This window comes from Bacillus sp. AK124, from assembly GCF_053903085.1.
Map to the genome: position 1 here is coordinate 1,589,742 of NZ_CP096378.1, position 20,642 is coordinate 1,610,383.

Below are 20,642 nucleotides of genomic sequence, written 5' to 3' on the forward strand. Positions count from 1 at the left end.
TTTTACTATTATATAAATGGAAAGAATGCAGCAGATGCACTGTTTTCATCCGTCTATTTGAGTATTTCTTGAGGTGAATCATATGAGTCATGAGAGCACATTGAATCATATCCACAGCACGATTAACCAAAAGCTGACTGATGTAGAAAGCCGGATTGAACGTGTCAAAACAGCAAAAAAGGAAATTGAGAAAGAACACGAAACCGGGATTGTCGAGATCAGACAAATCTTGCACCCTCATCTGAACAGCCACTGGACGGGGGACTTCGCCAATGATTTTGATGATGAACGGGATGAAGCTCATACATCAATGTACAACATCGTGAACGGAAAGTACGAAGGCTATATTTCACAGCTGGAGAGAAAAATTTTCGCGCTGGAAATTGAAAAACACAGCCTTGAATTGGCGGGAGCGGCAGCTAAAGAGGCGGATCATTTGCTTTCTCTCGGAGAAAAAGCGGTTGATCAGTTGAGCGATAAACTCCGCTCAATCAAAAACAGTTGGAGCTGGTTTTAATGACGACAATCAAGCTGAAACATGAAGCGGTCATCAAAAAGCTGGAGGCCGTAAGAGAGGCGCTCGATGCCCTAGACCTGCCAAATCCTCCGAAAGCTGCGGGGAAAAATAAATTGACATATGTGACAAAGTGCCACGAACGCGAGCAGAACATACATCAGATGGTGGCCGATTACAAAAAAGCCGTACACAAAAACATAAAGGATACGAAGGAAAATGTCGATTTGCTGAAAGAGCAGGACAAAGCAATCGCCAGAAAATAGCCTGAGGTTAGAGAGGACAATTCAATGAAAGTATTTGAAGCGCATTCTTTAATTGAAGCAGCGAATAACCGCAAGAAACAATACGAAACCTTTGAGGATCAACTGCAGACGCTCAAAAAAGCGTTTCTTGGCGTCGCTGATTTAGGTGAAGATTTTCAGGGGAAAGGTGCCGACAACATTAAAGACTTCTACAAAGGACAGGCAGAGATCGTAGACAGCTGGTTAAAGCTTGTTGAAGCGCAGATTGCTTTTTTTAAAGGTATATCGGGTGATATAAAGGACAAAAAGCTGTCCGATTCTTATGTGGAAATCTCTTTTTTGGATCATGAACTGAAAAACGCTGATTTGAAAGCGACAGAAATCGTCTCGGGGCTCAAGTTGGAAATGGATAAAATCATCGCAAGCATCAGCGATATCGTTGACTTGGACAATTGGACGCTCGACGATTATATTGATAAAATGTCTAAAGCGCAAACAACTCGGCAAAACACCATCGACGCCGTTAATCAGCTGGATGAATCGCTCAAGACCGAATACACAAACTTACAAGCACTCGACAGCGCCGTGCTCGGCAAATATTCCGGGCTAATGGAAGCTACAAGCCACGGAAAAACCGCCTCGCCGATGTATTTTAGCTTGAAATCGTTCCACTCAAGCGAGATCTATAAAAATACGATAGACGTCGAAAATCAAGCCGCCAATTATATTGAATTCAAAAATGAACAGGCAGAAGCGCGCAGGCTTCAGGAAAAACAAGAAGAAGAAGCGAACAAGCCTTGGTATTTAAAAGCGCTCGACGCTGCCGGAACATTTGTCGGAGAAGTCAGCGGGTATTATGATTATAAGAGAGCCGCTGACGGCGTCGACCCGGTCACAGGAGAAAAGCTGACAGACGGCCAGCGTGTCGCCGCCGGAGCAATGGCGGCAGCAGGATTTATTCCGATCGTAGGGTGGGCAGGCCGAGCCTTCAAAGGCGGCAAAGCCATTTATAAAACAGGAAAAGGACTCATCGCCGCTGAACACGCGCTTGACGCTTACAAAGCCTCAAAAACGTTGAACGTCTTGAAAATGACGGAAATGGGCGCCTACGGCCTTGTCGCTTCAAATGGGTTCTCAGAAGCCGTCACGGGCAAGGACATGTTTGGAAACAAAGTTTCTGAAGAGAGGCGGAAACAAGGCCTGATCGAAGCAGCCTTGAGTCTCGTCGGCGCAGGTGCTGTAGCAAAAACGGCAAACCACGGCGCTCAAACATTGGCCAAAACACCTGGCAAAAATATTCCGCTCGCAAAATCGCCAAAAGCGGCGCTGGTACAAAAAGGAAACAACATCCTTGAAAAGGTGAAATCCTTCCAAGTTCCGACAAACGTCCGCGTCTACGTCGAACAGCCGGCCTCCACAACAGGCCACCGCATCGGCACCCCAATTGTCCGCGTGAATGTTGAGAAAACGCCGGTGAAAGAGCTTGGAATTGTGAAGATGGTGAGTGGTAAGGGGATGGGTAATGGTAAGATCCAACTGGGTAAAGAAGATCTGGATGTTTTACGGAAAAAGTGGAATGTTCCAGAGACTAATACAATTGCAGTTGGTAAAACCGATGTAAAAGGACTTGAAAAAAGGACTTTTGAAGGTGGATCTCCAGAAGTAAGAAAAGAAGCTGGACTGCCTTCATTGGATACAATCTTACCAAATAGAGAGATCAGGGCCCCATACGATCATATGAAAAATCCTAAATTAGCACAGTTTACAAGACATGCTGAAGAAGGAGTTTTAAACGAGTTTGATTCTGCTGTAAAGAAGGCAGGCATCAAACCGACGGAAGTAACAGGTACATTAAGAGTTCACCAGTCTAATCCAAGAGGCGTATGTAATAAGTGTAGTAAAGGATTACTTAAACCTTATCCTATTGAAAAGAGTGGTATATTTTATCAAGCAAGCAAGAAATATCCCAATCTAACAATAGAAGTAACATCAGAGATTGATGACAGTGTTAAAACTAATGGACTGTTATCTTTCGTTTTAAAAGATGGAAAGATTATCGGATAATTTTAAGGAGGAAATCATGGATAATATTTCAATCGATAATTTACAAAATGAAGTTAAAGTAGGCTTTGTTTTAACAGTTGCCGAAAGAGTATTTTCTGTAATCAGCAAAGACGATGAAAGGTATCCTGAAGGGAGAGAAGCATTGGACAAATGCTGGTTATGGGTTGAATCTCATGCTGTTACTGGTGATGACTTATACGAGCTAATTGATAACGCAGACTTTACAGGAATTTCAGAATTTGCTGAGGAAGAAGAAGACTTAAATATTGCTAGGCTATGGTCACTATTAGTTGATGCTGTCGCTTATACTTCTTGGGAAGCTTATAAAAAGGAAAAAGTGAAATATTTACCACAAGCGTTAGAGAGTATTAATAACGATAGTATTACCATCTTTTTAAACAGTGCAGTGGAAACTGGTTTTATCACATTGAAGGAGATTGAAAAAATAGGAAAAGGCATTGAAAATTATCAGAGCACAAACACTGAGATCCCAACAAAAAGAGAAGAGTTTATAAAGTTATTTTAATTAGGAAAAAACTTATATAACAATCGTAAGTTTAATATATGTTTATTAACTGCTCCTAAAGTTAAGAATAAAGCACTTGGTTGTAAATAAAAGGAAACAAGTGCTTTTTCTAGTTTTAGGATAGAAAATGAGTAGGTACATTATAATTTTACGAAGTGATTCTAATGGCCGTGAAATGTAAAGAGGGATAATTAAAGGGTTGTATTCTCTCGGAAGTCATCGCAACAAATCAACAGTTTATATTATACAAATCAGGAGTGAACGATTTGTCTAATTCCATAAAATCATTAGAACCTATAAATATACCGTGCGGCTGGTTCGTTAAATACCATGATTTAACCGTCACACAAGAAACAGTTGAACCAAATACGAAATTAATAGAATTAGAAAAACAAAGATATCATGCTGCGGTCAAAATCATTAAAGGCCATGATGATTATCTTATACATATTTGTGACAATCATGGAGAAACGATTGACACAATCAATGTTGAAGATCGCCGGCAGTTAGTGGACGAATTGGAACGGATCATTTGGAAAATAGAAGCGGCGGCATTTGGAGGGAACATTTTTATTTTTGAAGGCCCTCCTGACTATTTACGTCTGAGAGTTCCTCAAGGATGGACTGTCTCTTATAATAAACTAATTGATATCGATCCAGATCATTTAGAGGAAGACAGTGATGACTGGTTCAACTTTACGTCATCATTATTGCAGTTGGAGCATAAAGAAAGCCGCTTGACTTTAGATGTCGGCTGGTATATAGATATTGATCCTTCAGGCACCTTTTATATGCTGTTAATAAAAAATCTAGACTGGGATAACCCGTTAGAAGACATGGAAACGAGAAGACCAGAAAAATTAGTGGACCACATCGAAGCCACACTTCAAAAAGCAGCCGAACATAAATATAAATAGCCAGCCGATGATTTGTTAGATTTTGGTCAAAAAAAGTTCTATTCCATATACCCAGAGCCAGCATCTTATGAAGAATATGTACCGAATCATTGGATCGGAATTTATGAGGACTTTACAAATCTAGTTCCTACAAATCAAAAGTATTGGATCAATCATAAAGGGAAAAGTTTATTTTCAAAAAGATAGGAGAGTGTCTTATGAATAGTAATGATACGGTAACCATGTTAAATGAGGAATTTGTGAATGATCAGACAGGTGAAAAGGTCGAAGGCATTACGATTATCATAGATGGACAATTTAAACAAGTTTTAGATATCATTAAAGCCAAAAGCGACAGTTATGAGAATTACACTGAAATCATACGGGACGCTGTTTTTGAGGGTGTAAACAGTATGACGATGAAGCTGAGAAATAAAGAATAATAATGAATGATTAGAAAATACTTCGATTTACAAAAAGACAAACAGAGCTCCCAATTTTTTGCTTGTTGAGGGGTTCTTTTTTATATGCTGCTCATTCTATAAGACATCTTGCTGTCCCGGCTTATCCCGGTATGAATCAATAACTTTGAATGAACTGAACAATTTAGATATGATCTGGATAAAGGCGCTTTGAAAAAAGGGATGATAGAAAGTTGGTTTTTAAAGATGAACATCAACAACATACACGATTTTAATTTAAACCAAGAAAATGACTTTTTAACGATACAAACAAAACTAAAAAAACATATCAATCTAGTAAAATCTATCAGTAAAGACGCTCTGCAAACCTGTGCGGGGGTTGATTTAGCTTATTGGGAGGAAGATGGTGAAGCGTTTGGTGTCTGCAGTATCATCGTGCTGGATTTTCATACGAAGCGTGTCATTGAAAAAGTACATAGTGCAGGAAAAATCGCTGTGCCTTATATCGCGGGGTTTCTTGCTTTTAGGGAGCTGCCGCTTATTATTAAGGCGGCTAAGAAGCTGACGATTGAACCGGATGTTTTTTTATTTGACGGGAATGGCTATCTCCATTTTAACCATATGGGGATTGCGACACATGCGGCGTTTTTTCTCGAAAAGCCAACGATCGGCATTGCGAAAACTTACTTGAAAATAAAACAAACTGATTTTGTGATGCCTGATAATAATTTCGGTGCTTATACTGATATTGTAATTGATGGCGAAGTCTACGGACGTGCGGTGCGGACAAGGCAAGATGTCAAACCGATATTTCTATCATGCGGACATTTGATTGATTTAGACAGCAGTTATGACATCGCGATGAGCTTGGTCAATCGAGAAAGCAGGCTGCCGATTCCGGTTCGGCTCGCGGATCTTGAGACTCATGCTTTACGTGCGTACTACAGAGAAAATCAAAAATTGATCGAGTAAAATGTTGATTTGCTGTTCCAGCTTGGAAACTAAAGCGATTTTTTATATGATAGTAAAGGAAAAATGAATCTAGAAAAGTTGTGATAATTGTGAATGAATTGAAGTTATCGAAAAGGCTGCAGACTGTGGCGAAATACATAACAAAAGGGGCGGTTGTGGCTGATATCGGGTCTGATCATGCGTATTTGCCTTGCTATTGTGTGCTGAATCGACTGGCAAGCGCCGCGATCGCCGGAGAAATCACAGATGGTCCTTTTCTTTCTGCGAAGCAGCAGGTTGAGAAATTGCAATTAAGTCCGCTCATATCCGTAAGGAAAGGCGACGGGCTTGAAGTGATTGAAAAGGGCGAAGCTGATGTGATCACGATTGCCGGAATGGGAGGCTCGCTCATTGCTCACATTCTAAAAGCGGGCAAGGATAAGCTCTCAGGTAAGGAACGTTTGGTTTTACAGCCGAATATCCACGCTCACCATATTAGAGAATGGCTCTATCAGGAAGGCTATGCACTGATCAATGAAGAAATCCTTGAAGAAGACGGCAAGTACTATGAGGTTCTCGTCGCGGAAGCGGGCGATCGGGATGCGGCTTACGATGGGATTTCCTTTGCGGCAGGCATGCTTGTCGGCCCATTTTTGGCCAAACAAAAAAATGCTGTTTTTATCAAAAAATGGTCGCAAGAACTGAAACATACGGAAAACATCTATCAACAAATTGAAGCGGCTCTTCCGAGTGCAGAAAATCAACAAAAATTGCTTGAACTGTCAAAACGGATAGAGGTCTTAAAGGAGGTACTTAGAAGATGACAAAAACGATAAACGGGCATGAAATCATCCAATTGTTTGAACAATTTTCACCAAAGTCATACGCCGTTGAAGGCGATAAAATCGGCCTGCAAATCGGCACGCTGAACAAAACGGTGTCCAATGTCATGGTCACGCTAGATGTTCTCGAAGAAACGGTTGATGAAGCGATTGCAAAGAACGTTGACTTAATCATTGCGCACCATCCGCCTGTTTTCAGGCCGCTGAAACATGTCATCACAGACCAGCCTGGCGGAAGGCTGATCGAAAAGTGCATCAAGCATGATATCGCCGTTTATGCGGCTCATACAAATCTCGATGTTGCTGACGGCGGTGTCAACGACATGCTTGCGGAAGCGCTGGAATTAAAGAACACAAAAGTGCTCGTTCCAACCTACGAAGAGCCGCTGAAAAAACTCGCCGTCTATGTCCCGAAAGATTATGAAGAACAGGTGCGCGCAGCGCTTGGAGACGCCGGAGCCGGTCATATCGGCGCCTACAGCCACTGTGCGTTTTCTTCAGAAGGAGTCGGCAGCTTCAAGCCGCTGTCTGAAGCCGATCCTTTTATCGGCGAGCGGGGCGAGCTTGAACGGGTCGAAGAGGTAAGAATTGAGACCGTTTATCCGTCAGGTATTGAAAAATCCGTGATCAAAGCGATGAATGAGGCTCATCCGTATGAAGAAGTGGCCTTTGATATTTATCCCGTCGAGCAGAGTCCGCTTCGAAAAGGGCTGGGCCGTATCGGTGAATTGAATGAAGAGATGACACTCGAAGCATTTGCCCGTTATGTGAAAGAAAAGCTGGAGGCAAACGGAGCGCGGATGGTGGGCAAGTCTGATGCGAAAGTGAAGAAGGTCGCTGTATTAGGCGGCGACGGCAATAAATACATCCATCATGCAAAACGTATGGGCGCCGATGTATATGTAACAGGAGATCTTTATTTCCATACGGCGCACGATGCCATGATGATCGGGCTGAATGTGGTCGACCCTGGACATTATGCCGAACAAATCATGAAAAACGGAGTTGCGAAAAAGCTGACGGCGATGTGCCGAAAGAAAAAATACAATGTCGCCGTCTTTCCATCAGATACAAATACGAACCCGTTTACATTTTTATAAAAACAAAACCTGAAGCGATGGATGCTTCAGGTTTTTGCTTTTACTTTAGGCAAGATTTTTTGAAGAGGTACTTCGTGACTGATCTTCCATGTGGAAGGATCTTCACGATCGAATTGTTCTAAAAAGCGGATGACTTCTTTTGTAATCGGAGTCGGGGTCGATGCGCCGGCCGTTACAGCGACGGTTTCCACGCCGTCGAGCCATTCCAGCTTTAATTCGCTTAAATCGCCGATCCGGTATGCTTTCGTGCCTGCGATTTCCTCGGAGACCTGGGCGAGGCGATTCGAGTTATTGCTTTTCGGATCGCCGACAACGATTGTCAAGTCGGCTTTTTTCGCCTGTTCGGACACCGCTTCCTGACGCACCTGGGTGGCCAGACAAATCTCCTGGTGGAATTCAACATCCGGATATTTTTCTTTTACTTTTTCCATAATATCATGGACATCCCATTGGGACATCGTCGTTTGGTTCGTGACAATCAGTTTCTCCGCTTCAATGTCCAGCCTTTCCACGTCTTCTTCGGTTTCGACAAGATGAACGATATCCGGGGCGACACCGACCGCTCCTTCAGGCTCCGGGTGTCCTTTTTTTCCAATGTAGATGACGTGATAGCCTTCCGCTTTCATTTTTCGGATTAAATCGTGTGTTTTTGTCACATCAGGGCAGGTGGCGTCAATCGCGACAAGACCTTTATCCTCAGCTATTTTACGGACTTCGGGCGAAACGCCGTGAGCGGTGAAGATCACCGTTCCTTTGTCGACCTGATTCAAAATCTCAAGCCGGTTCGGACCGTCAAGCGTATAAATGCCCTCTTTTTCAAATGCGTCGGTGACATGTTTATTGTGAACGATCATTCCTAAAATATATATAGGTCTCGGCAGACTTTTATCGAGAGCCGCGTTTTTTGCGATGACCATGGCGTCGACGACACCGTAGCAATAGCCGCGCGGCGATATTTTAATTACGTTCATTCTTAGTCCTCCTATAAAGAAGTAAGAGCCGGGCATGATAAAAAGCCGTAAAAAACGGCTTATTTTTGCAGTCTCTATAGACCTATTATATCTGATCCCGCAGGAGATATCAAAGAATGTTATACATACAGTTTAGGTTTTGATCCTCCGGTTTTTCTTTTTGCAGACGGAGTGGCTGAACGGCTCCGTTTTTTTCTGATTTCTTCGGCTTTGGATTTTTCGGGTGTTTTGGAAGACACTTTTATTTCTTCTTTCTTTTCGCCGCTCGTTTCGGTCTTGTTGTCCGGTTCGTCTTTTTGTTGTTCGCTGTCCTCCGCCTCAGTATCATCGGAATTCAGCTGTCTGAACATTTTCACCATGCCGGGGAGATTGCGGACGAGAGGTCCGTATTGCTGAATCATCGGCGTTACTTGCTGGGCTACACCGAGCGCTTTTTGAACATTGCCGAGCATGTTTGAAATGGTAGCCGGATTGGCAAGACCCTGAATGCCTCCAAGGCCGCTTCCGGTTCCGCCGAGGCCTGCTCCTGTTCCCCCGGACGCGGCAGATCCAGGAAGGATTTTCGAGAGCAAACCCTGAATCCCGCCGCCTCCTCGCGCCCCTGCTTGCTCCTGGGCGGCGCCCATCGGCTGAAACATTTGCTGCAGGCCGCGCTGCTGCGCTTGAGGGGGCTGTATTCTCATCCCCGGATGTCTCGGCATCAAGGCTCTGCCGGGCCTTTGCGGCATCTGCGGTCTTGGCTGATTTCTCATCGGCTGTTGCTGAAACATACTTGTACCTCCTTTCAAAATCCTTCTCTTGATAGGGTATGCACCAACGGTGGCAAAGTGCCTTTGCCGCCGGCCCGAATAGGGCGGGGGTGATGGTTTTTTTCCGCAGGATCAGTTATAATTTAATGATGGACATGATATCAGCCTTTTTTTAAGCAGTGCGGCATAAAAAAGGATACATAAGCGCACAATTCAGCCATATAGGATAAAGCTTGGAGCGCCGGAATAAAGGCTTTCCAAGAAGGAGTTGGGAAAATGAAACAAACGAAATTTGAAATGTACGATTTAAAGCCGTTTATTATAGAGGCTGTTCACGACTTGGGATTTTATGAGCCGACTGATATTCAGAAGCGGTTAATTCCTGCGGCGCTGAAAGGGGAGAGCGCGATCGGACAGTCGCAGACAGGTACGGGAAAAACGCATGCCTATCTGCTCCCGCTCTTAAGCAGGATCGATTTTGAAAAAGAGTTCGTTCAAGTCGTGATTACGGCTCCGACAAGGGAGCTCGCCAACCAGATTCATCAGGAAGTCCTGAAAATCACCAAGTTTTTAGGGCCTGATGAAGCGGTTCGTTCGAAATGTTTCATCGGCGGTACCGATAAACAAAAATCGATTGACAAATTAAGAACACAGCCCCATCTGGTGGTTGGTACGCCGGGGCGGATTGCAGATCTGATCAGGGAGCAGGCGCTCGATGTTCATAAAGCCGGTTCGCTCGTTATCGACGAGGCGGACTTAATGCTTGATATGGGATTTTTGGAAGATGTCGATTTTATCGGGTCGCATATGCCTGAAGGCTTGCAGATGCTCGTATTTTCCGCAACGATTCCAGAAAAATTAAAGCCTTTCCTGAAAAAGTATATGGCCAATCCGAGGTATGCGCATGTTGAGCCGAAGCACATCACGGCCGAAAAAATCGAACACGTGCTGATACCTTCCAGACACAGGGATAAAAATGAGCTGCTGCTCGAGGTTATGACCCATTTAAATCCGTATTTGGCGATTGTTTTTGCCAATACAAAAACAACGGCTGACGAAATCGCCGCATACCTGACGGACAAAGGGATGAAAGTCGGACTTCTTCACGGAGGGCTTACGCCGCGGGAACGAAAAAAAGTGATGAAGCAAATCGGCGATCTGGAATTCACCTATATCATAGCCACTGATTTGGCTGCAAGGGGAATCGATATTAAAGGCATCAGCCATGTCATTAACTATGAACTGCCAGACGATCTTGATTTTTACGTTCACCGCGTCGGCCGTACAGCGCGCGCCGGAACATCCGGAACAGCGATGACGTTTTATGATACCTCTGACGAAGATGCACTTGTGAAGCTTGAACAGATGGGAATCGTGTTTGAAAACATGAGGCTTGAAAAAGGCGAGTGGAAAAAGATCGATGACCGCAAGCGCCGTCAGAATCGAAAAAGAACGCCTGATGAAACGGATGAGGTCGCCAAGCGGCTTGTGAAAAAACCGAGAAAAGTCAAGCCAGGATATAAGAAGAAAATGCAGACGGAAATCAATAAAATAAAAAGACAGCAAAAAAGAAAGCAATTTAGAAAAGGAAAGTAGGGGAAACAGTTTTGTTGAAAATCGGTTCACACGTCTCAATGAGCGGAAAACATATGCTGCTTGCGGCCAGTCAGGAGGCAAGCTCCTACGGCGCCAATACATTTATGATCTATACGGGAGCGCCGCAAAACACGCGCAGGAAAAAAATCGAGGATTTAAATATTGAAGCAGGAAGAGCCCATATGGAGGAGAACGGCATCTCTGATATCGTCGTTCATGCCCCGTATATTATCAATATCGGCAATACAACAAATCCGGCCACATTTGAGCTCGGTGTCGAGTTCCTGCGTTCTGAAATTGAAAGGACGTCGGCGATCGGCGCCAGACAAATCGTTCTTCACCCGGGAGCTCATGTAGGTGCAGGCGCAGAAGCGGGCATTCAAAAAATCATCGAAGGATTGAACGAGGTCATCGACCCGAATCAGAATGTGCAGATCGCTTTGGAAACGATGGCCGGCAAAGGTTCAGAATGCGGACGGACGTTTGAGGAGTTGGCACAGATCATCGACGGCGTTACACACAATGAACATTTATCCGTCTGCTTCGATACATGCCATACCCATGACGCGGGTTACGATGTCGTATCCGACTTTGACGGTGTCTTAAACGAATTCGATAAGATCGTCGGAATCGACCGTTTAAAAGTGCTTCATATTAATGACAGCAAGAATGTCAGAGGCGCGAGAAAGGACCGGCACGAAAACATCGGATTCGGAGAAATCGGTTTTGATGCGCTTCAATACATCGTCCACCACGATCAGCTGAAAGATATTCCGAAAATCCTTGAAACGCCTTATGTAGGAGAAGATAAAAAGAACAAAAAGCCGCCATACCGGTTTGAAATTGAAATGCTTAAAAATAAACAGTTTGATGAAGGGCTGCTGGAAAAAATCAAGCAGCAATAAAAAAGGGGGGCGTATCAGCTCCCCTTTTTTTATGATACGTATTGAGAAAATAGCTGGTTCAAGAGCTGCACCGCTTCTTTTGAAGTGACCGCTTCCACCTGCTTGAGCAGTTTATTGCGTTCTTCCTCATTAAAAATATTGATGTTTTTTCCTTTCACAAGCTTTTCCACTTCAAGCGCCTGTTTTCTTGTTACATGAATTCCGTATTGTTTAGCGTACTTCAGCACCTCGTCAGCCGTGACCTGATTTAAACGCTGCAGCACGATTTTTTGAAATAAAATCACGTCCATTCCTCCCCTCTGAACTAATGTATGGCGTAAAATTAAAAATGTGTCATTTTTTTATTTCAGTCTGTTAAATGATATGATGATAAGGGACAGTTTGGCCAGTTTGGAAAAAGGAGAGACAGAATGGCAAATACCATAAAACAGCATAAAAAAGAATCAGCGGTCAAAGTGGCGTTTCGGATCGTCATGATTCTCGTCGGGGCTGCCTGTGCAGCCGCCAGCATCGAATTATTTTTAGTGCCGAACAACATCATTGACGGGGGCATTATCGGCATTTCACTAATATTGGACTACATTTTTAAAGATACTCCGTATATCAACTTCGCACTGCTCGTCGTCGTTCTTAACATTCCGTTTATGTTTTCAGGCTACAAGCACATCGGAAAAACGTTCTTAATTTCAACCCTGATCGGAATCATCAGCTTATCAATTATTGAAACCTTGTTGCATCATGTAGAAGGGGTTACGACTCAGCCCGTTCTGGCAGCCGTATTCGGCGGTCTTCTGCTCGGATTCGGCGTAGGGCTTGTTATTCGTAACGGCGGTTCTATGGATGGAACTGAGATACTCGGCATTTTGCTTACGAAAAAGCTGCCATTTTCAGTCGGCGAATTTGTCATGTTCGTCAATGTCTTTATTTTTACGTGGGCAAGCTTTGTATTCGGCCTTGAGCAGGCTATGTTTTCGGTTATGACGTACTATATTGCGATGAAGACGATCGACGCCGTTATTCAAGGGCTTGATGAGACGAAAGCGGTCATCATCGTTTCAGATCAATACGAGGAGATTTCCGATGCGCTGCTGCATCGCCTCGGCCGGGGAACGACAAAGCTCAAAGGGAAAGGCGGCTATTCCGATGAGGATACAGAGGTGATTTATGCCGTTGTGACCAGGCTTGAAGTGACAAAGCTGAAATCGATTGTTTTCAATATTGATCACAATGCTTTTATAACGATTATGGACACGCACGAAACGCGTGGAGGAAAGTTCAAAAATGCCATCCATTAGGCTTTCATTTACTTTTTTTTAGTTTATATGTATAATTTAAAGATGAACTGGTCAATCGTGAAAATGGCTTGCTGCTTTTCGGCTGCCATTTTCTTTTTGTGCGATAAATCGTAATGATTCTGGAGAAGTTGAAGGTGAACGTATTGAAACAACCTATTATTGAAATGAAGCATGTATCATATTCCTATGATCATCGAAATGTGATAGAAGATATCAATTTAAACATTGAAGAAGGGACTTTTCTCGGCTTGGTCGGTCCAAACGGATCGGGAAAGACGACATTGCTGAAATGCATTCTGGGGCTGATTAAGCCGCAGACAGGCGAACTTAATTTGTTCGGCGTCCCTCTCAGAAAATTTAAGGACTGGAGCAAAATCGGCTTTGTATCCCAAAAAGCAAACAGCTTTAACACCGGTTTTCCCGCTTCCGTATATGAAGTGGTGGCAAGCGGTTTAACAGCGAAGCTCGGCTTATTCAGACGCATGGCCAAAGCCGATAAGCAAAAGGTGGATGAAGCGATCGAAGCCGTCGGCATCACGTCCCTGAAAGACAGGAACATCGGCGAGCTTTCGGGGGGACAGCAGCAAAGAACTTTCATCGCGAGAGCGCTTGTGAGCGAACCGAAGCTGCTCATTCTTGACGAGCCGACGGTTGGAGTCGATCAAAAAACAGTTGAAGGGTTTTACAAGCTGCTGGAGAAGTTGAATCGTGAAAAAGGCATTACACTCATTCTTGTCACCCATGATGTCGGCACGGTTTCCGATAAAGTCACACACGTTGCCTGCATGAATAAACATCTTCATTTTCACGGCAATACAGAAGAGTTTGAGTCCATGACAGATCAAGACTTGTCTCAATTTTACGGGCATGATGTTCAAGCCATCAGCCACAATCACCATCATCATGGAGGACACGAATAATGCTGACACCTTTTTTTCATTATGAGTTTTTGCAAAACGCTTTTATTTCAGGAATATTAATCGGCCTCATCGCGCCCTTGCTCGGTGTATTCATCGTTGTCAGGCGCCTGTCGCTGATCGCAGATGCGCTCAGCCACGTCTCTTTAGCCGGCATAGCAGCGAGCCTGTATGCAGGCAAACAGTTTGCAGTGCTCGCCGGCGTCAGCCCGATCTATTTCGGAATGGCGTTTTCCGTTGCCGGATCTTTGATTATCGAGAGGCTGAGAACGGTTTATAAACATTATCAGGAGCTGGCGATCCCGATTATCATGTCGGGGGGAATCGGGATTTCCGTTATTTTTATTTCGCTTGCGGACGGATTTAATACGGATCTGTTCAGCTATCTATTCGGCAGCGTCAGCGCTGTTTCGCGGGAAGACATGCTGGTGATCGTCGGAATTTCCGCGGCCGTTTTGATTGTGGTGTTTTCCCTTTTTAAAGAGCTGTTTCTTCTGTCGTTTGATGAAGAGCATGCTAAAGCTTCGGGGATTTCCGCAAAGTGGATTCATTTTATATTTATTTTGATCGTTGCGCTTGTTATTGCCGCCTCAATGAGAATCGTCGGTACGCTTCTCGTTTCAGCGCTGATGACGCTCCCTGTCGCTGCGAGCATGCGCATTGCCAAGGGGTTTAAGCAGGCGATCTTCTTATCGATTCTATTCGGTGAACTTTCCGTCATCGTCGGCCTGGTGCTTGCTTATCATCTGGATCTTGCGCCGGGGGGAACGATCGTGATGCTGTCGATCTTTATCCTGATACTGTGCATCAGTTATAATAAAATCAAAAGGAGGATTCGCCGTGAACGTACAGGAAGCGCTTGATTTACTGAAGGAAAAAGGATATAAATATACAAGCAAACGGGAGGATATGCTTCAGCTGTTTAGTGATTCTGATAAATATTTAACGGCGAAAAACGTCCTTTCCGCTTTAAACGATGATTATCCGGGGTTAAGCTTTGATACGATCTACAGGAATTTGTCGCTGTTTGAAGAACTCGGCATTTTGGAAACGACTGAGCTTTCCGGTGAAAAGCTGTTTCGCTTTAAATGTTCTTCTGCTCATCACCACCATCATTTTATTTGCATGATGTGCGGCAAAACGAAGGAAATCGAGCTATGCCCGATGGAAAAGCTGACAGACGATCTTGACGGCTACCAGATCAGCGGCCACAAGTTTGAAATTTACGGAACGTGCCCGCGATGCGAAGAAAAAAGCGCAGAAGCGCAGTAAAGAAAAGCGGCATATGGCGTTAAAAAGCCATATGCCTTTTTAACGCAAAAAGCATGTAAGAGACTTTATCTTACATGCTTTTTGCGCCTTTAATCGTTTTCTCGTTCTTTTTCAGCCATTGGGCGGCTTCAAGCCAGCTGTCGACTCTGACGATGTTTGAATCGATCGGAAGCTGATTATACGGCGTATTAAACAACAGAACCGGAATGCCTGCTTCTTTTGCAATCATGGTTGCATTTCCGTGGTGGTCCTCAAAGAAAACATCGATCTTATGCCTGAAGACGGCTTCCAGTTTATCGTGACCGCCGACAAGTTCTATATGGTCATAATGAATGTCGCGTTTCTCGAACCAATCAAAGGTGATATCCTCCAGATGGTGTCTTCTTGCCGTAATGTATATCAGCTTATGCTGCTTTTTCAGCTCATCCAGCGTCTGTTTGGCATATTGAGCCAGCAATGCTTCCTGATAGATGCGGGGCTCGTTTTCGTTCATCCATTTCCAAAAATCTTCCTGGGATATATTCAGCAGCTTTGTTAAGTCATATTCCTTAATATCTTCCAATGTAATGGAGAGGCTGAACGACTCGTTCAAATAGGGAACAAAAGTATCCTGGGCAGTGATCGTTCCATCAATATCGATTCCTAAATGTAACATGTCCACACTCCTTATCATCCATTCCTCCAGTGTATCATAATCTTTTAACATTTACAGTAAAGTTTAGCAAACATGAATCGGGCTAAAATGCTTAAACTATAAATGCTCCTTTATGGATTAAAGAGGGGGGATATCGAATGGAAAGAGATCAAAATGTTCGCGGTCGTAACCGGGCCGGTTATGATGCTGACCTAGTCGATGCGACTTTAGATAATGATGACTTTTTAGAAGAAACAGCAGCAGAAGTTGCCCCGACTTATCGTACGGATAACAGGGACAACGGTGACGCGCGTAACGATGCCGATGCTGCCGGCGGACGCGTAACCGGGTATATCGCGCTTGCGCTTTCGATTATTTCCTTGTTTATGCTTCCAGTGCTGTTAGGAATTGCAGGGATCATTGTCGGTTATATAGCCAGAAGACAAGGAGCAGCTGGCTTAGGAGCATGGGCAATGGGTATCGGTGCAGTTTCCTTGGTGCTTGGCATATTCATCACCCCGTTTTTCTAACGGAAAAAGCTTGACGGATATCCGTCAAGCTTTTTTATTTTGTGTTTAATTTTTCTTTTTCGGCCGCTTGTTTGGCATAATGCTCTTCGGCGAGCTTGTCGATTTCTTTTTTCAATTCCTCGACCATCGTTTCCTCAGGCACTTTCCGGACGATTTCGCCTTTGCGGAACAGGAGGCCTTCGCCGCGTGCGCCGGCAATCCCGATATCGGCTTCACGCGCTTCTCCGGGACCGTTGACGGCACAGCCGAGAACGGCAACTTTAATCGGCGCCTTGATTTTAGCGATGTAATCTTCGACTTCATTGGCGATGCTGATCAAATCGATTTCGATCCGGCCGCAAGTCGGACAGGAAATCAATGTCGCTGCATTGGAAGCGAGCCCGAAAGATTTCAGGAGCTCCCTGGCGACTTTTACTTCTTCGACCGGGTCCGCGCTTAAAGAAATCCGCAATGTATTGCCGATTCCTTTTGAAAGGATCGCGCCGAGACCGGCGGCGCTTTTCACCGTACCGGCAAACAGCGTACCCGATTCGGTGATGCCTAAATGAAGCGGATAATCGAATGCTTTTGCCGCTTTTTCGTACGCTTCAATCGCCAGATTGACATCAGACGCCTTCATGCTGACGATGATATCGTGGAAATCGAGATCTTCAAGAATTTTAATGTGGTGCAGTGCACTTTCGACCATGCCGTCTGCTGTCGGATAGCCGTATTTCTCAAGGATTCGTTTTTCCAGAGAGCCTGCATTGACGCCGATCCGGATCGGAATGCCCTTTTCCTTCGCTGCATTGACAACCGCTTCAACCTTTTCGCGGCGGCCGATGTTTCCCGGATTGATGCGGATTTTATCGGCTCCGCCTTCGATCGCTTTTAAAGCCAATTTATAGTTGAAATGAATATCCACGACAAGAGGAATGGATATCCGCTTTTTGATCTCAGGAATCGCGTCTGCAGCCCGTTCATCAGGACAGGCGACGCGGACGATTTGACATCCCGCTTCCGCGAGTCTGTTGATTTCGGCGACGGTTGCTTCAACGTCATGTGTTTTCGTTGTTGTCATGCTTTGAATGACGACTTCGTTATTGCCGCCTATTGTTAAAGGTCCCACTTTAACGGGACGCGTTTTTGTACGATGTGTGATTTCACTCACTTGAATTCGCTCCTTAAGTATAATTCGGAGGCGGTTGCTCCTTTTCTTATACCAAATCGTTTACAAGTATTATTGTAACAGCCCGTTCATGAAACTGACAAGAAATTAACGCTTATTCAGGATAAACGGGAAACTTGTAGGTGATGCCTGCTTGAATGCGGCTCGCCTTCACATTCGGATTCAGCGCTTCAAAATCTTCGGCTATTTTGTCGGCCGGAACGGCGCTGTTCCCGATAATTGAAAATACGGTCTGTCCGGGTTTGACGGTAACGGTCTTATATTGCAGGCTTGCAGCCGGAGCTTCTGCTGCCATGGTTGAAGCCGGCAAGGCGTTTTGAGGGATGGTGCCTGATTTCAAGTCATAATAAACAATGAACAGGGCGAGCAAAATCGAAAACAGCACAATCACACGTTTCATCTGATTTGTCCCCATTTCGTGCATTTTTTATTATGTTACGCTTGTCCCTCTTTCAACATGACAATAAATTTGCTCCTGCCCGTTTTACCTTGCTGCTTTAGAAGACGGCGTCTCTTTAATGGCGAGAAACAGGATGATAAAGTTCACAAACCAGTTCAGGAGGAACTGACTTGGAACCACCGCCTCCAGCGCGTCCATAATTGCAAAAAACACGGTCGCGAGCGTGATCGAATAAGCAGACATCACCCAAAGGTGCTTATAGGAGAGCATTTTCTTCTGTCCATTGCGAATGACCAGCCCGATGACGGCAAGAACCGAGACATCAATGAATTTTCCGGCTGCCGTCGCCAAAAACAGCAGAACGCATAAGACGGGAACAATCACCGATTTATTTTGATCAACTAAAGAAAGGATATCGTCCTTGGACATGTCTTCGGGAAGCATGGTGTACGGCATTTCCTGAACTTGGCCGTCAATGGCGATGACGAACTTATCTTTCAGAATGCCGACGGAATTCCGTTTGTCTTCGATCTGTTTTGTTTTATAAGAGCCGCTCGGATCAAAAACGATGACAAATCCGAATGACTGTGATTCAATCGCTTTCTTTGCATCTGTTTGCAGTGAGCCGTCTTTTATGGAGAAAGCGGGGAATTCTTTTACAGCTGACTGAAAGCTGTTCATTGTATTCACCACTCCGCTGCTGATATGGTAAAGGTTCGGGAGAGCGGCAATGATGCTGAGCAAAAATACGTATAAAATCGTTTTCCCTATGCCTTGGAAACGCATTTTGCCAATCGCGTGAGGGGAATATGTACTTTTAAAAAATCGCTGAAATAAATTCATTCGTTTTTCACTTCCTATTTCTATAATGTATCTGCATTATTGTATCGTCACAAAAGGACGAATACAAGAAAACTTATCGATCAACAGGGACTCTGGAAGTTTCCTTTTGGAAAAATGGGTATAATATGAAGCATCACAATCGATTGGAGGAGATTCGGATGGATGTTTTATATTGGATCATCATTGCGGCGATGTTCGTCATTGCGTTCATCGGCCTTGTTTATCCCATCATTCCGAGCGTCGTTTTCATCGTAGCCGGCTTTGTGCTATACGGTTTTTTATTTACATTCGGGCATTACTCCTACCTGTTTTGGATCATTGAAGGCATTTTTACAGCCGTATTGTTTGCTGCTGACTATATTGCAAATCTCCTCGGTATTAAGCGCTTCGGCGGCAGCAGGGCGGCGATATGGGGCAGCACAATCGGCCTTTTGATCGGACCTTTTGTGATACCTGTGGCGGGCATTATTTTGGGGCCGTTTGTCGGGGCCTTGGCGGGTGAGATGATTGTCCATCAGAAGGATTTGAAAACAGCGGCCAGAATCGGGATCGGTTCATTGATCGGATTTATTTCAGGCGTTTTTGCGAAAAGTGTGATTCAGCTGATAATGATCGGCTACTTTTTATATACTGTGCTCTAAAATTTTCCCGTCCATGTTTAAAAAGAAGGGGAAAAGGAAAAAGTTTAGTGAGCGCTTGAAATGCAACTGTGATCATTTTGTGAGCATTTCCATTGAAACAAGCCTTTTCTTTTGATACATTGAAAGAGGAAAGGCTTGCTAAAGGCGGCATTTCAATACATACAAATTAAGGAGGAATTGATATGGCTTACAAACTTCCAGAATTACCTTATGCTTACGATGCGTTAGAACCTCACATCGACAAAGAGACGATGAATATTCACCATACGAAGCACCATAACACATATGTTACAAAATTGAACGAAGCGGTGGCAGGCAAACAGGATCTTGAAAGCAAATCTGTTGAAGAGCTTGTTGCAAACCTTGATGCTGTACCGGAAAACATCCGCACAGCTGTCCGCAACAATGGCGGTGGACATGCCAACCACTCATTGTTCTGGAAACTTCTTTCTCCAAACGGAGGAGGCGCTCCGACTGGTGAATTGGCAGAAGCGATCAACAGCAAATTCGGCAGCTTCGATCAATTCAAAGAAGACTTTGCCGCTGCAGCAGCTGGCCGTTTCGGCTCCGGCTGGGCATGGCTTGTTGTCAATAACGGAGAGCTTGAAATCACAAGCACGCCAAACCAAGATTCTCCTCTTTCAGAAGGCAAGACCCCTGTCTTAGGTCTTGACGTATGGGAGCACGCATACTACCTGAATTACCAAAACCGCCGTCCAGATTACATTAAAGCATTCTGGAACGTCGTGAACTGGGATGAAGTTGCCCGCCTTTATAGCGAAGCAAAATAATCCAGTTTGAGAAAAGAGGCCCGCGAAAAGCGGGCCTTTCAGATTGTTGATAAAATCCCAGAACGACTTTTTGTTTTGGGATTTTATCATCCCTTTTCAGCGTGATTGAAAACCCTTGCAGTCTAGGAAGGCCGAGCATCGGAGCGGAGCGAATGTTGGATTCGTGAGTACCGACGCGCAGGCCTGACAACGAATGCGAGGGTTTGTCGACACGCTGAGAGGCCCGCGGAAAGCGGGCCTTTTTATGTTGTTCGCGAAGCGGAGCGGCTGTTGAAGGACCGGCAAAAAGCCGGTCTGTTTGTTTTTCGTTTCTTTTGCTCTGAAGTACATAACTGACTTTTGATGAGACAGACTAATGATGATCAGTAAA

Annotated in this window: 25 protein-coding genes; 18 read left to right on the top strand and 7 right to left on the bottom strand. The window is 44.5% G+C overall.

The features are described from left to right. The first annotated feature begins 82 nt into the window (after window positions 1-82). The 9 genes from M1E06_RS08020 (at window position 83) to M1E06_RS08060 (ending at window position 7,560) form a co-directional block, all read left to right on the top strand. On the top strand, window positions 83-517 hold the full coding sequence (locus M1E06_RS08020) for a YwqH-like family protein (RefSeq protein ID WP_023855236.1): 435 nt from the start codon (window positions 83-85) through the stop codon (window positions 515-517). Next, the gene (locus tag M1E06_RS08025) at window positions 517-780 is read left to right on the top strand and encodes a YwqI/YxiC family protein (RefSeq protein WP_025811144.1); all 264 of its coding nucleotides are present in this window, start codon (window positions 517-519) and stop codon (window positions 778-780) included. The genes M1E06_RS08020 and M1E06_RS08025 overlap by 1 nt, the downstream gene beginning before the upstream one ends. Before the next feature lie 24 nt (window positions 781-804). Beyond that, the gene (locus M1E06_RS08030) at window positions 805-2,823 is read left to right on the top strand and encodes a ribonuclease YeeF family protein (RefSeq protein WP_035338388.1); all 2,019 of its coding nucleotides are present in this window, start codon (window positions 805-807) and stop codon (window positions 2,821-2,823) included. Window positions 2,824-2,839: 16 nt separating this feature from the next. Then, on the top strand, window positions 2,840-3,349 hold the full coding sequence (locus M1E06_RS08035; protein ID WP_020452229.1) for an Imm6 family immunity protein: 510 nt from the start codon (window positions 2,840-2,842) through the stop codon (window positions 3,347-3,349). 257 nt (window positions 3,350-3,606) lie between these two features. Further along, the gene (locus M1E06_RS08040; RefSeq protein WP_230459150.1) at window positions 3,607-4,266 is read left to right on the top strand and encodes a hypothetical protein; all 660 of its coding nucleotides are present in this window, start codon (window positions 3,607-3,609) and stop codon (window positions 4,264-4,266) included. A 197-nt stretch (window positions 4,267-4,463) separates the two neighbouring features. Beyond that, window positions 4,464-4,688 (top strand): hypothetical protein, encoded by a 225-nt coding sequence (locus tag M1E06_RS08045; RefSeq protein ID WP_020452227.1) that lies wholly within the window; start codon window positions 4,464-4,466, stop codon window positions 4,686-4,688. A gap of 225 nt (window positions 4,689-4,913) precedes the next feature. Next, window positions 4,914-5,639: an endonuclease V gene (locus M1E06_RS08050; RefSeq protein WP_025811146.1), complete on the top strand. Its 726-nt coding sequence runs from the start codon at window positions 4,914-4,916 to the stop codon at window positions 5,637-5,639. Window positions 5,640-5,794: 155 nt separating this feature from the next. Beyond that, window positions 5,795-6,442, top strand: a complete 648-nt coding sequence (locus tag M1E06_RS08055) for a tRNA (adenine(22)-N(1))-methyltransferase (protein ID WP_026579288.1) — start codon at window positions 5,795-5,797, stop codon at window positions 6,440-6,442. Further along, window positions 6,439-7,560: a Nif3-like dinuclear metal center hexameric protein gene (locus tag M1E06_RS08060; RefSeq protein ID WP_048350290.1), complete on the top strand. Its 1,122-nt coding sequence runs from the start codon at window positions 6,439-6,441 to the stop codon at window positions 7,558-7,560. Before M1E06_RS08055 ends, M1E06_RS08060 begins: the two co-directional genes overlap by 4 nt. A 26-nt stretch (window positions 7,561-7,586) precedes the next feature. Here the strand turns inward: M1E06_RS08060 and M1E06_RS08065 are convergent, their stop codons facing one another. Together M1E06_RS08065 and vrrA are read right to left on the bottom strand one after the other, a co-directional pair. Next, the gene (locus tag M1E06_RS08065; RefSeq protein WP_023855228.1) at window positions 7,587-8,531 is read right to left on the bottom strand and encodes a 4-hydroxy-3-methylbut-2-enyl diphosphate reductase; all 945 of its coding nucleotides are present in this window, start codon (window positions 8,529-8,531) and stop codon (window positions 7,587-7,589) included. 119 nt (window positions 8,532-8,650) lie between these two features. Further along, entirely contained in the window at window positions 8,651-9,301 is a 651-nt protein-coding gene (gene vrrA, locus M1E06_RS08070; protein ID WP_048350291.1) for a VrrA/YqfQ family protein, read from the bottom strand. A 255-nt stretch (window positions 9,302-9,556) separates the two neighbouring features. On the opposite strand from vrrA, the gene M1E06_RS08075 reads away from it, so the two are divergent. Beyond that, complete coding sequence (locus M1E06_RS08075) at window positions 9,557-10,876, top strand: DEAD/DEAH box helicase (RefSeq protein ID WP_050820709.1); 1,320 nt, start codon at window positions 9,557-9,559, stop codon at window positions 10,874-10,876. An 11-nt stretch (window positions 10,877-10,887) separates the two neighbouring features. Further along, window positions 10,888-11,781: a deoxyribonuclease IV gene (locus M1E06_RS08080; RefSeq protein ID WP_020452220.1), complete on the top strand. Its 894-nt coding sequence runs from the start codon at window positions 10,888-10,890 to the stop codon at window positions 11,779-11,781. 29 nt (window positions 11,782-11,810) lie between these two features. Here M1E06_RS08080 and M1E06_RS08085 read toward each other — a convergent pair whose 3' ends face one another. After that, window positions 11,811-12,065 carry a DUF2624 domain-containing protein gene (locus M1E06_RS08085; protein WP_023855226.1) on the bottom strand — a complete coding sequence of 85 codons (255 nt, stop codon included), beginning with the start codon at window positions 12,063-12,065 and terminating at the stop codon, window positions 11,811-11,813. A gap of 126 nt (window positions 12,066-12,191) precedes the next feature. Between M1E06_RS08085 and M1E06_RS08090 the strand changes: the two genes are divergently transcribed. The 4 genes from M1E06_RS08090 (at window position 12,192) to M1E06_RS08105 (ending at window position 15,265) form a co-directional block, all read left to right on the top strand. After that, a complete protein-coding gene (locus M1E06_RS08090; RefSeq protein ID WP_026579292.1) occupies window positions 12,192-13,076 on the top strand; it encodes a YitT family protein in 885 nt (294 codons plus the stop codon). Window positions 13,077-13,219: 143 nt separating this feature from the next. Then, a complete protein-coding gene (locus tag M1E06_RS08095) occupies window positions 13,220-13,996 on the top strand; it encodes a metal ABC transporter ATP-binding protein (protein WP_048349955.1) in 777 nt (258 codons plus the stop codon). Next, window positions 13,996-14,856 carry a metal ABC transporter permease gene (locus M1E06_RS08100; protein ID WP_023855222.1) on the top strand — a complete coding sequence of 287 codons (861 nt, stop codon included), beginning with the start codon at window positions 13,996-13,998 and terminating at the stop codon, window positions 14,854-14,856. Before M1E06_RS08095 ends, M1E06_RS08100 begins: the two co-directional genes overlap by 1 nt. Beyond that, window positions 14,834-15,265: a Fur family transcriptional regulator gene (locus M1E06_RS08105; protein WP_023855221.1), complete on the top strand. Its 432-nt coding sequence runs from the start codon at window positions 14,834-14,836 to the stop codon at window positions 15,263-15,265. The genes M1E06_RS08100 and M1E06_RS08105 overlap by 23 nt, the downstream gene beginning before the upstream one ends. Window positions 15,266-15,335: 70 nt before the next feature. Here M1E06_RS08105 and M1E06_RS08110 read toward each other — a convergent pair whose 3' ends face one another. Further along, window positions 15,336-15,920 (bottom strand): 5' nucleotidase, NT5C type, encoded by a 585-nt coding sequence (locus M1E06_RS08110; protein WP_026579293.1) that lies wholly within the window; start codon window positions 15,918-15,920, stop codon window positions 15,336-15,338. A gap of 137 nt (window positions 15,921-16,057) precedes the next feature. Between M1E06_RS08110 and M1E06_RS08115 the strand changes: the two genes are divergently transcribed. Continuing rightward, entirely contained in the window at window positions 16,058-16,429 is a 372-nt protein-coding gene (locus tag M1E06_RS08115) for a hypothetical protein (RefSeq protein WP_023855219.1), read from the top strand. Window positions 16,430-16,463: 34 nt separating this feature from the next. Here M1E06_RS08115 and ispG read toward each other — a convergent pair whose 3' ends face one another. The 3 genes from ispG to M1E06_RS08130 form a co-directional block, all read right to left on the bottom strand. Continuing rightward, complete coding sequence (gene ispG, locus M1E06_RS08120) at window positions 16,464-17,585, bottom strand: flavodoxin-dependent (E)-4-hydroxy-3-methylbut-2-enyl-diphosphate synthase (protein WP_095323521.1); 1,122 nt, start codon at window positions 17,583-17,585, stop codon at window positions 16,464-16,466. A gap of 106 nt (window positions 17,586-17,691) precedes the next feature. After that, window positions 17,692-17,997, bottom strand: a complete 306-nt coding sequence (locus M1E06_RS08125) for a LysM peptidoglycan-binding domain-containing protein (RefSeq protein ID WP_026579294.1) — start codon at window positions 17,995-17,997, stop codon at window positions 17,692-17,694. Window positions 17,998-18,081: 84 nt separating this feature from the next. Further along, the gene (locus M1E06_RS08130) at window positions 18,082-18,840 is read right to left on the bottom strand and encodes a DUF1189 domain-containing protein (protein ID WP_048349957.1); all 759 of its coding nucleotides are present in this window, start codon (window positions 18,838-18,840) and stop codon (window positions 18,082-18,084) included. 158 nt (window positions 18,841-18,998) lie between these two features. On the opposite strand from M1E06_RS08130, the gene M1E06_RS08135 reads away from it, so the two are divergent. Continuing rightward, a complete protein-coding gene (locus M1E06_RS08135; protein WP_026579296.1) occupies window positions 18,999-19,481 on the top strand; it encodes a DUF456 domain-containing protein in 483 nt (160 codons plus the stop codon). 182 nt (window positions 19,482-19,663) lie between these two features. Further along, window positions 19,664-20,272, top strand: a complete 609-nt coding sequence (gene sodA / locus M1E06_RS08140) for a superoxide dismutase SodA (protein WP_023855215.1) — start codon at window positions 19,664-19,666, stop codon at window positions 20,270-20,272. Window positions 20,273-20,642 lie beyond the last annotated feature (370 nt).

What these genes read in the sequence shown, in the direction of transcription:
- M1E06_RS08115 (WP_023855219.1), top strand. Translation starts at nt 16,058, where the DNA reads ATGGAAAGAGATCAAAATGTTCGCGGTCGTAACCGGGCCGGTTATGAT.
- M1E06_RS08100 (WP_023855222.1), top strand. Translation starts at nt 13,996, where the DNA reads ATGCTGACACCTTTTTTTCATTATGAGTTTTTGCAAAACGCTTTTATT.
- M1E06_RS08125 (WP_026579294.1), bottom strand. Translation starts at nt 17,997, where the DNA reads ATGAAACGTGTGATTGTGCTGTTTTCGATTTTGCTCGCCCTGTTCATT.
- M1E06_RS08065 (WP_023855228.1), bottom strand. Translation starts at nt 8,531, where the DNA reads ATGAACGTAATTAAAATATCGCCGCGCGGCTATTGCTACGGTGTCGTC.
- M1E06_RS08110 (WP_026579293.1), bottom strand. Translation starts at nt 15,920, where the DNA reads ATGTTACATTTAGGAATCGATATTGATGGAACGATCACTGCCCAGGAT.
- M1E06_RS08090 (WP_026579292.1), top strand. Translation starts at nt 12,192, where the DNA reads ATGGCAAATACCATAAAACAGCATAAAAAAGAATCAGCGGTCAAAGTG.
- M1E06_RS08025 (WP_025811144.1), top strand. Translation starts at nt 517, where the DNA reads ATGACGACAATCAAGCTGAAACATGAAGCGGTCATCAAAAAGCTGGAG.
- M1E06_RS08020 (WP_023855236.1), top strand. Translation starts at nt 83, where the DNA reads ATGAGTCATGAGAGCACATTGAATCATATCCACAGCACGATTAACCAA.
- M1E06_RS08130 (WP_048349957.1), bottom strand. Translation starts at nt 18,840, where the DNA reads ATGAATTTATTTCAGCGATTTTTTAAAAGTACATATTCCCCTCACGCG.
- M1E06_RS08060 (WP_048350290.1), top strand. Translation starts at nt 6,439, where the DNA reads ATGACAAAAACGATAAACGGGCATGAAATCATCCAATTGTTTGAACAA.
- M1E06_RS08045 (WP_020452227.1), top strand. Translation starts at nt 4,464, where the DNA reads ATGAATAGTAATGATACGGTAACCATGTTAAATGAGGAATTTGTGAAT.
- sodA (WP_023855215.1), top strand. Translation starts at nt 19,664, where the DNA reads ATGGCTTACAAACTTCCAGAATTACCTTATGCTTACGATGCGTTAGAA.
- M1E06_RS08035 (WP_020452229.1), top strand. Translation starts at nt 2,840, where the DNA reads ATGGATAATATTTCAATCGATAATTTACAAAATGAAGTTAAAGTAGGC.
- M1E06_RS08135 (WP_026579296.1), top strand. Translation starts at nt 18,999, where the DNA reads ATGGATGTTTTATATTGGATCATCATTGCGGCGATGTTCGTCATTGCG.
- M1E06_RS08030 (WP_035338388.1), top strand. Translation starts at nt 805, where the DNA reads ATGAAAGTATTTGAAGCGCATTCTTTAATTGAAGCAGCGAATAACCGC.
- M1E06_RS08075 (WP_050820709.1), top strand. Translation starts at nt 9,557, where the DNA reads ATGAAACAAACGAAATTTGAAATGTACGATTTAAAGCCGTTTATTATA.
- vrrA (WP_048350291.1), bottom strand. Translation starts at nt 9,301, where the DNA reads ATGTTTCAGCAACAGCCGATGAGAAATCAGCCAAGACCGCAGATGCCG.
- M1E06_RS08050 (WP_025811146.1), top strand. Translation starts at nt 4,914, where the DNA reads ATGAACATCAACAACATACACGATTTTAATTTAAACCAAGAAAATGAC.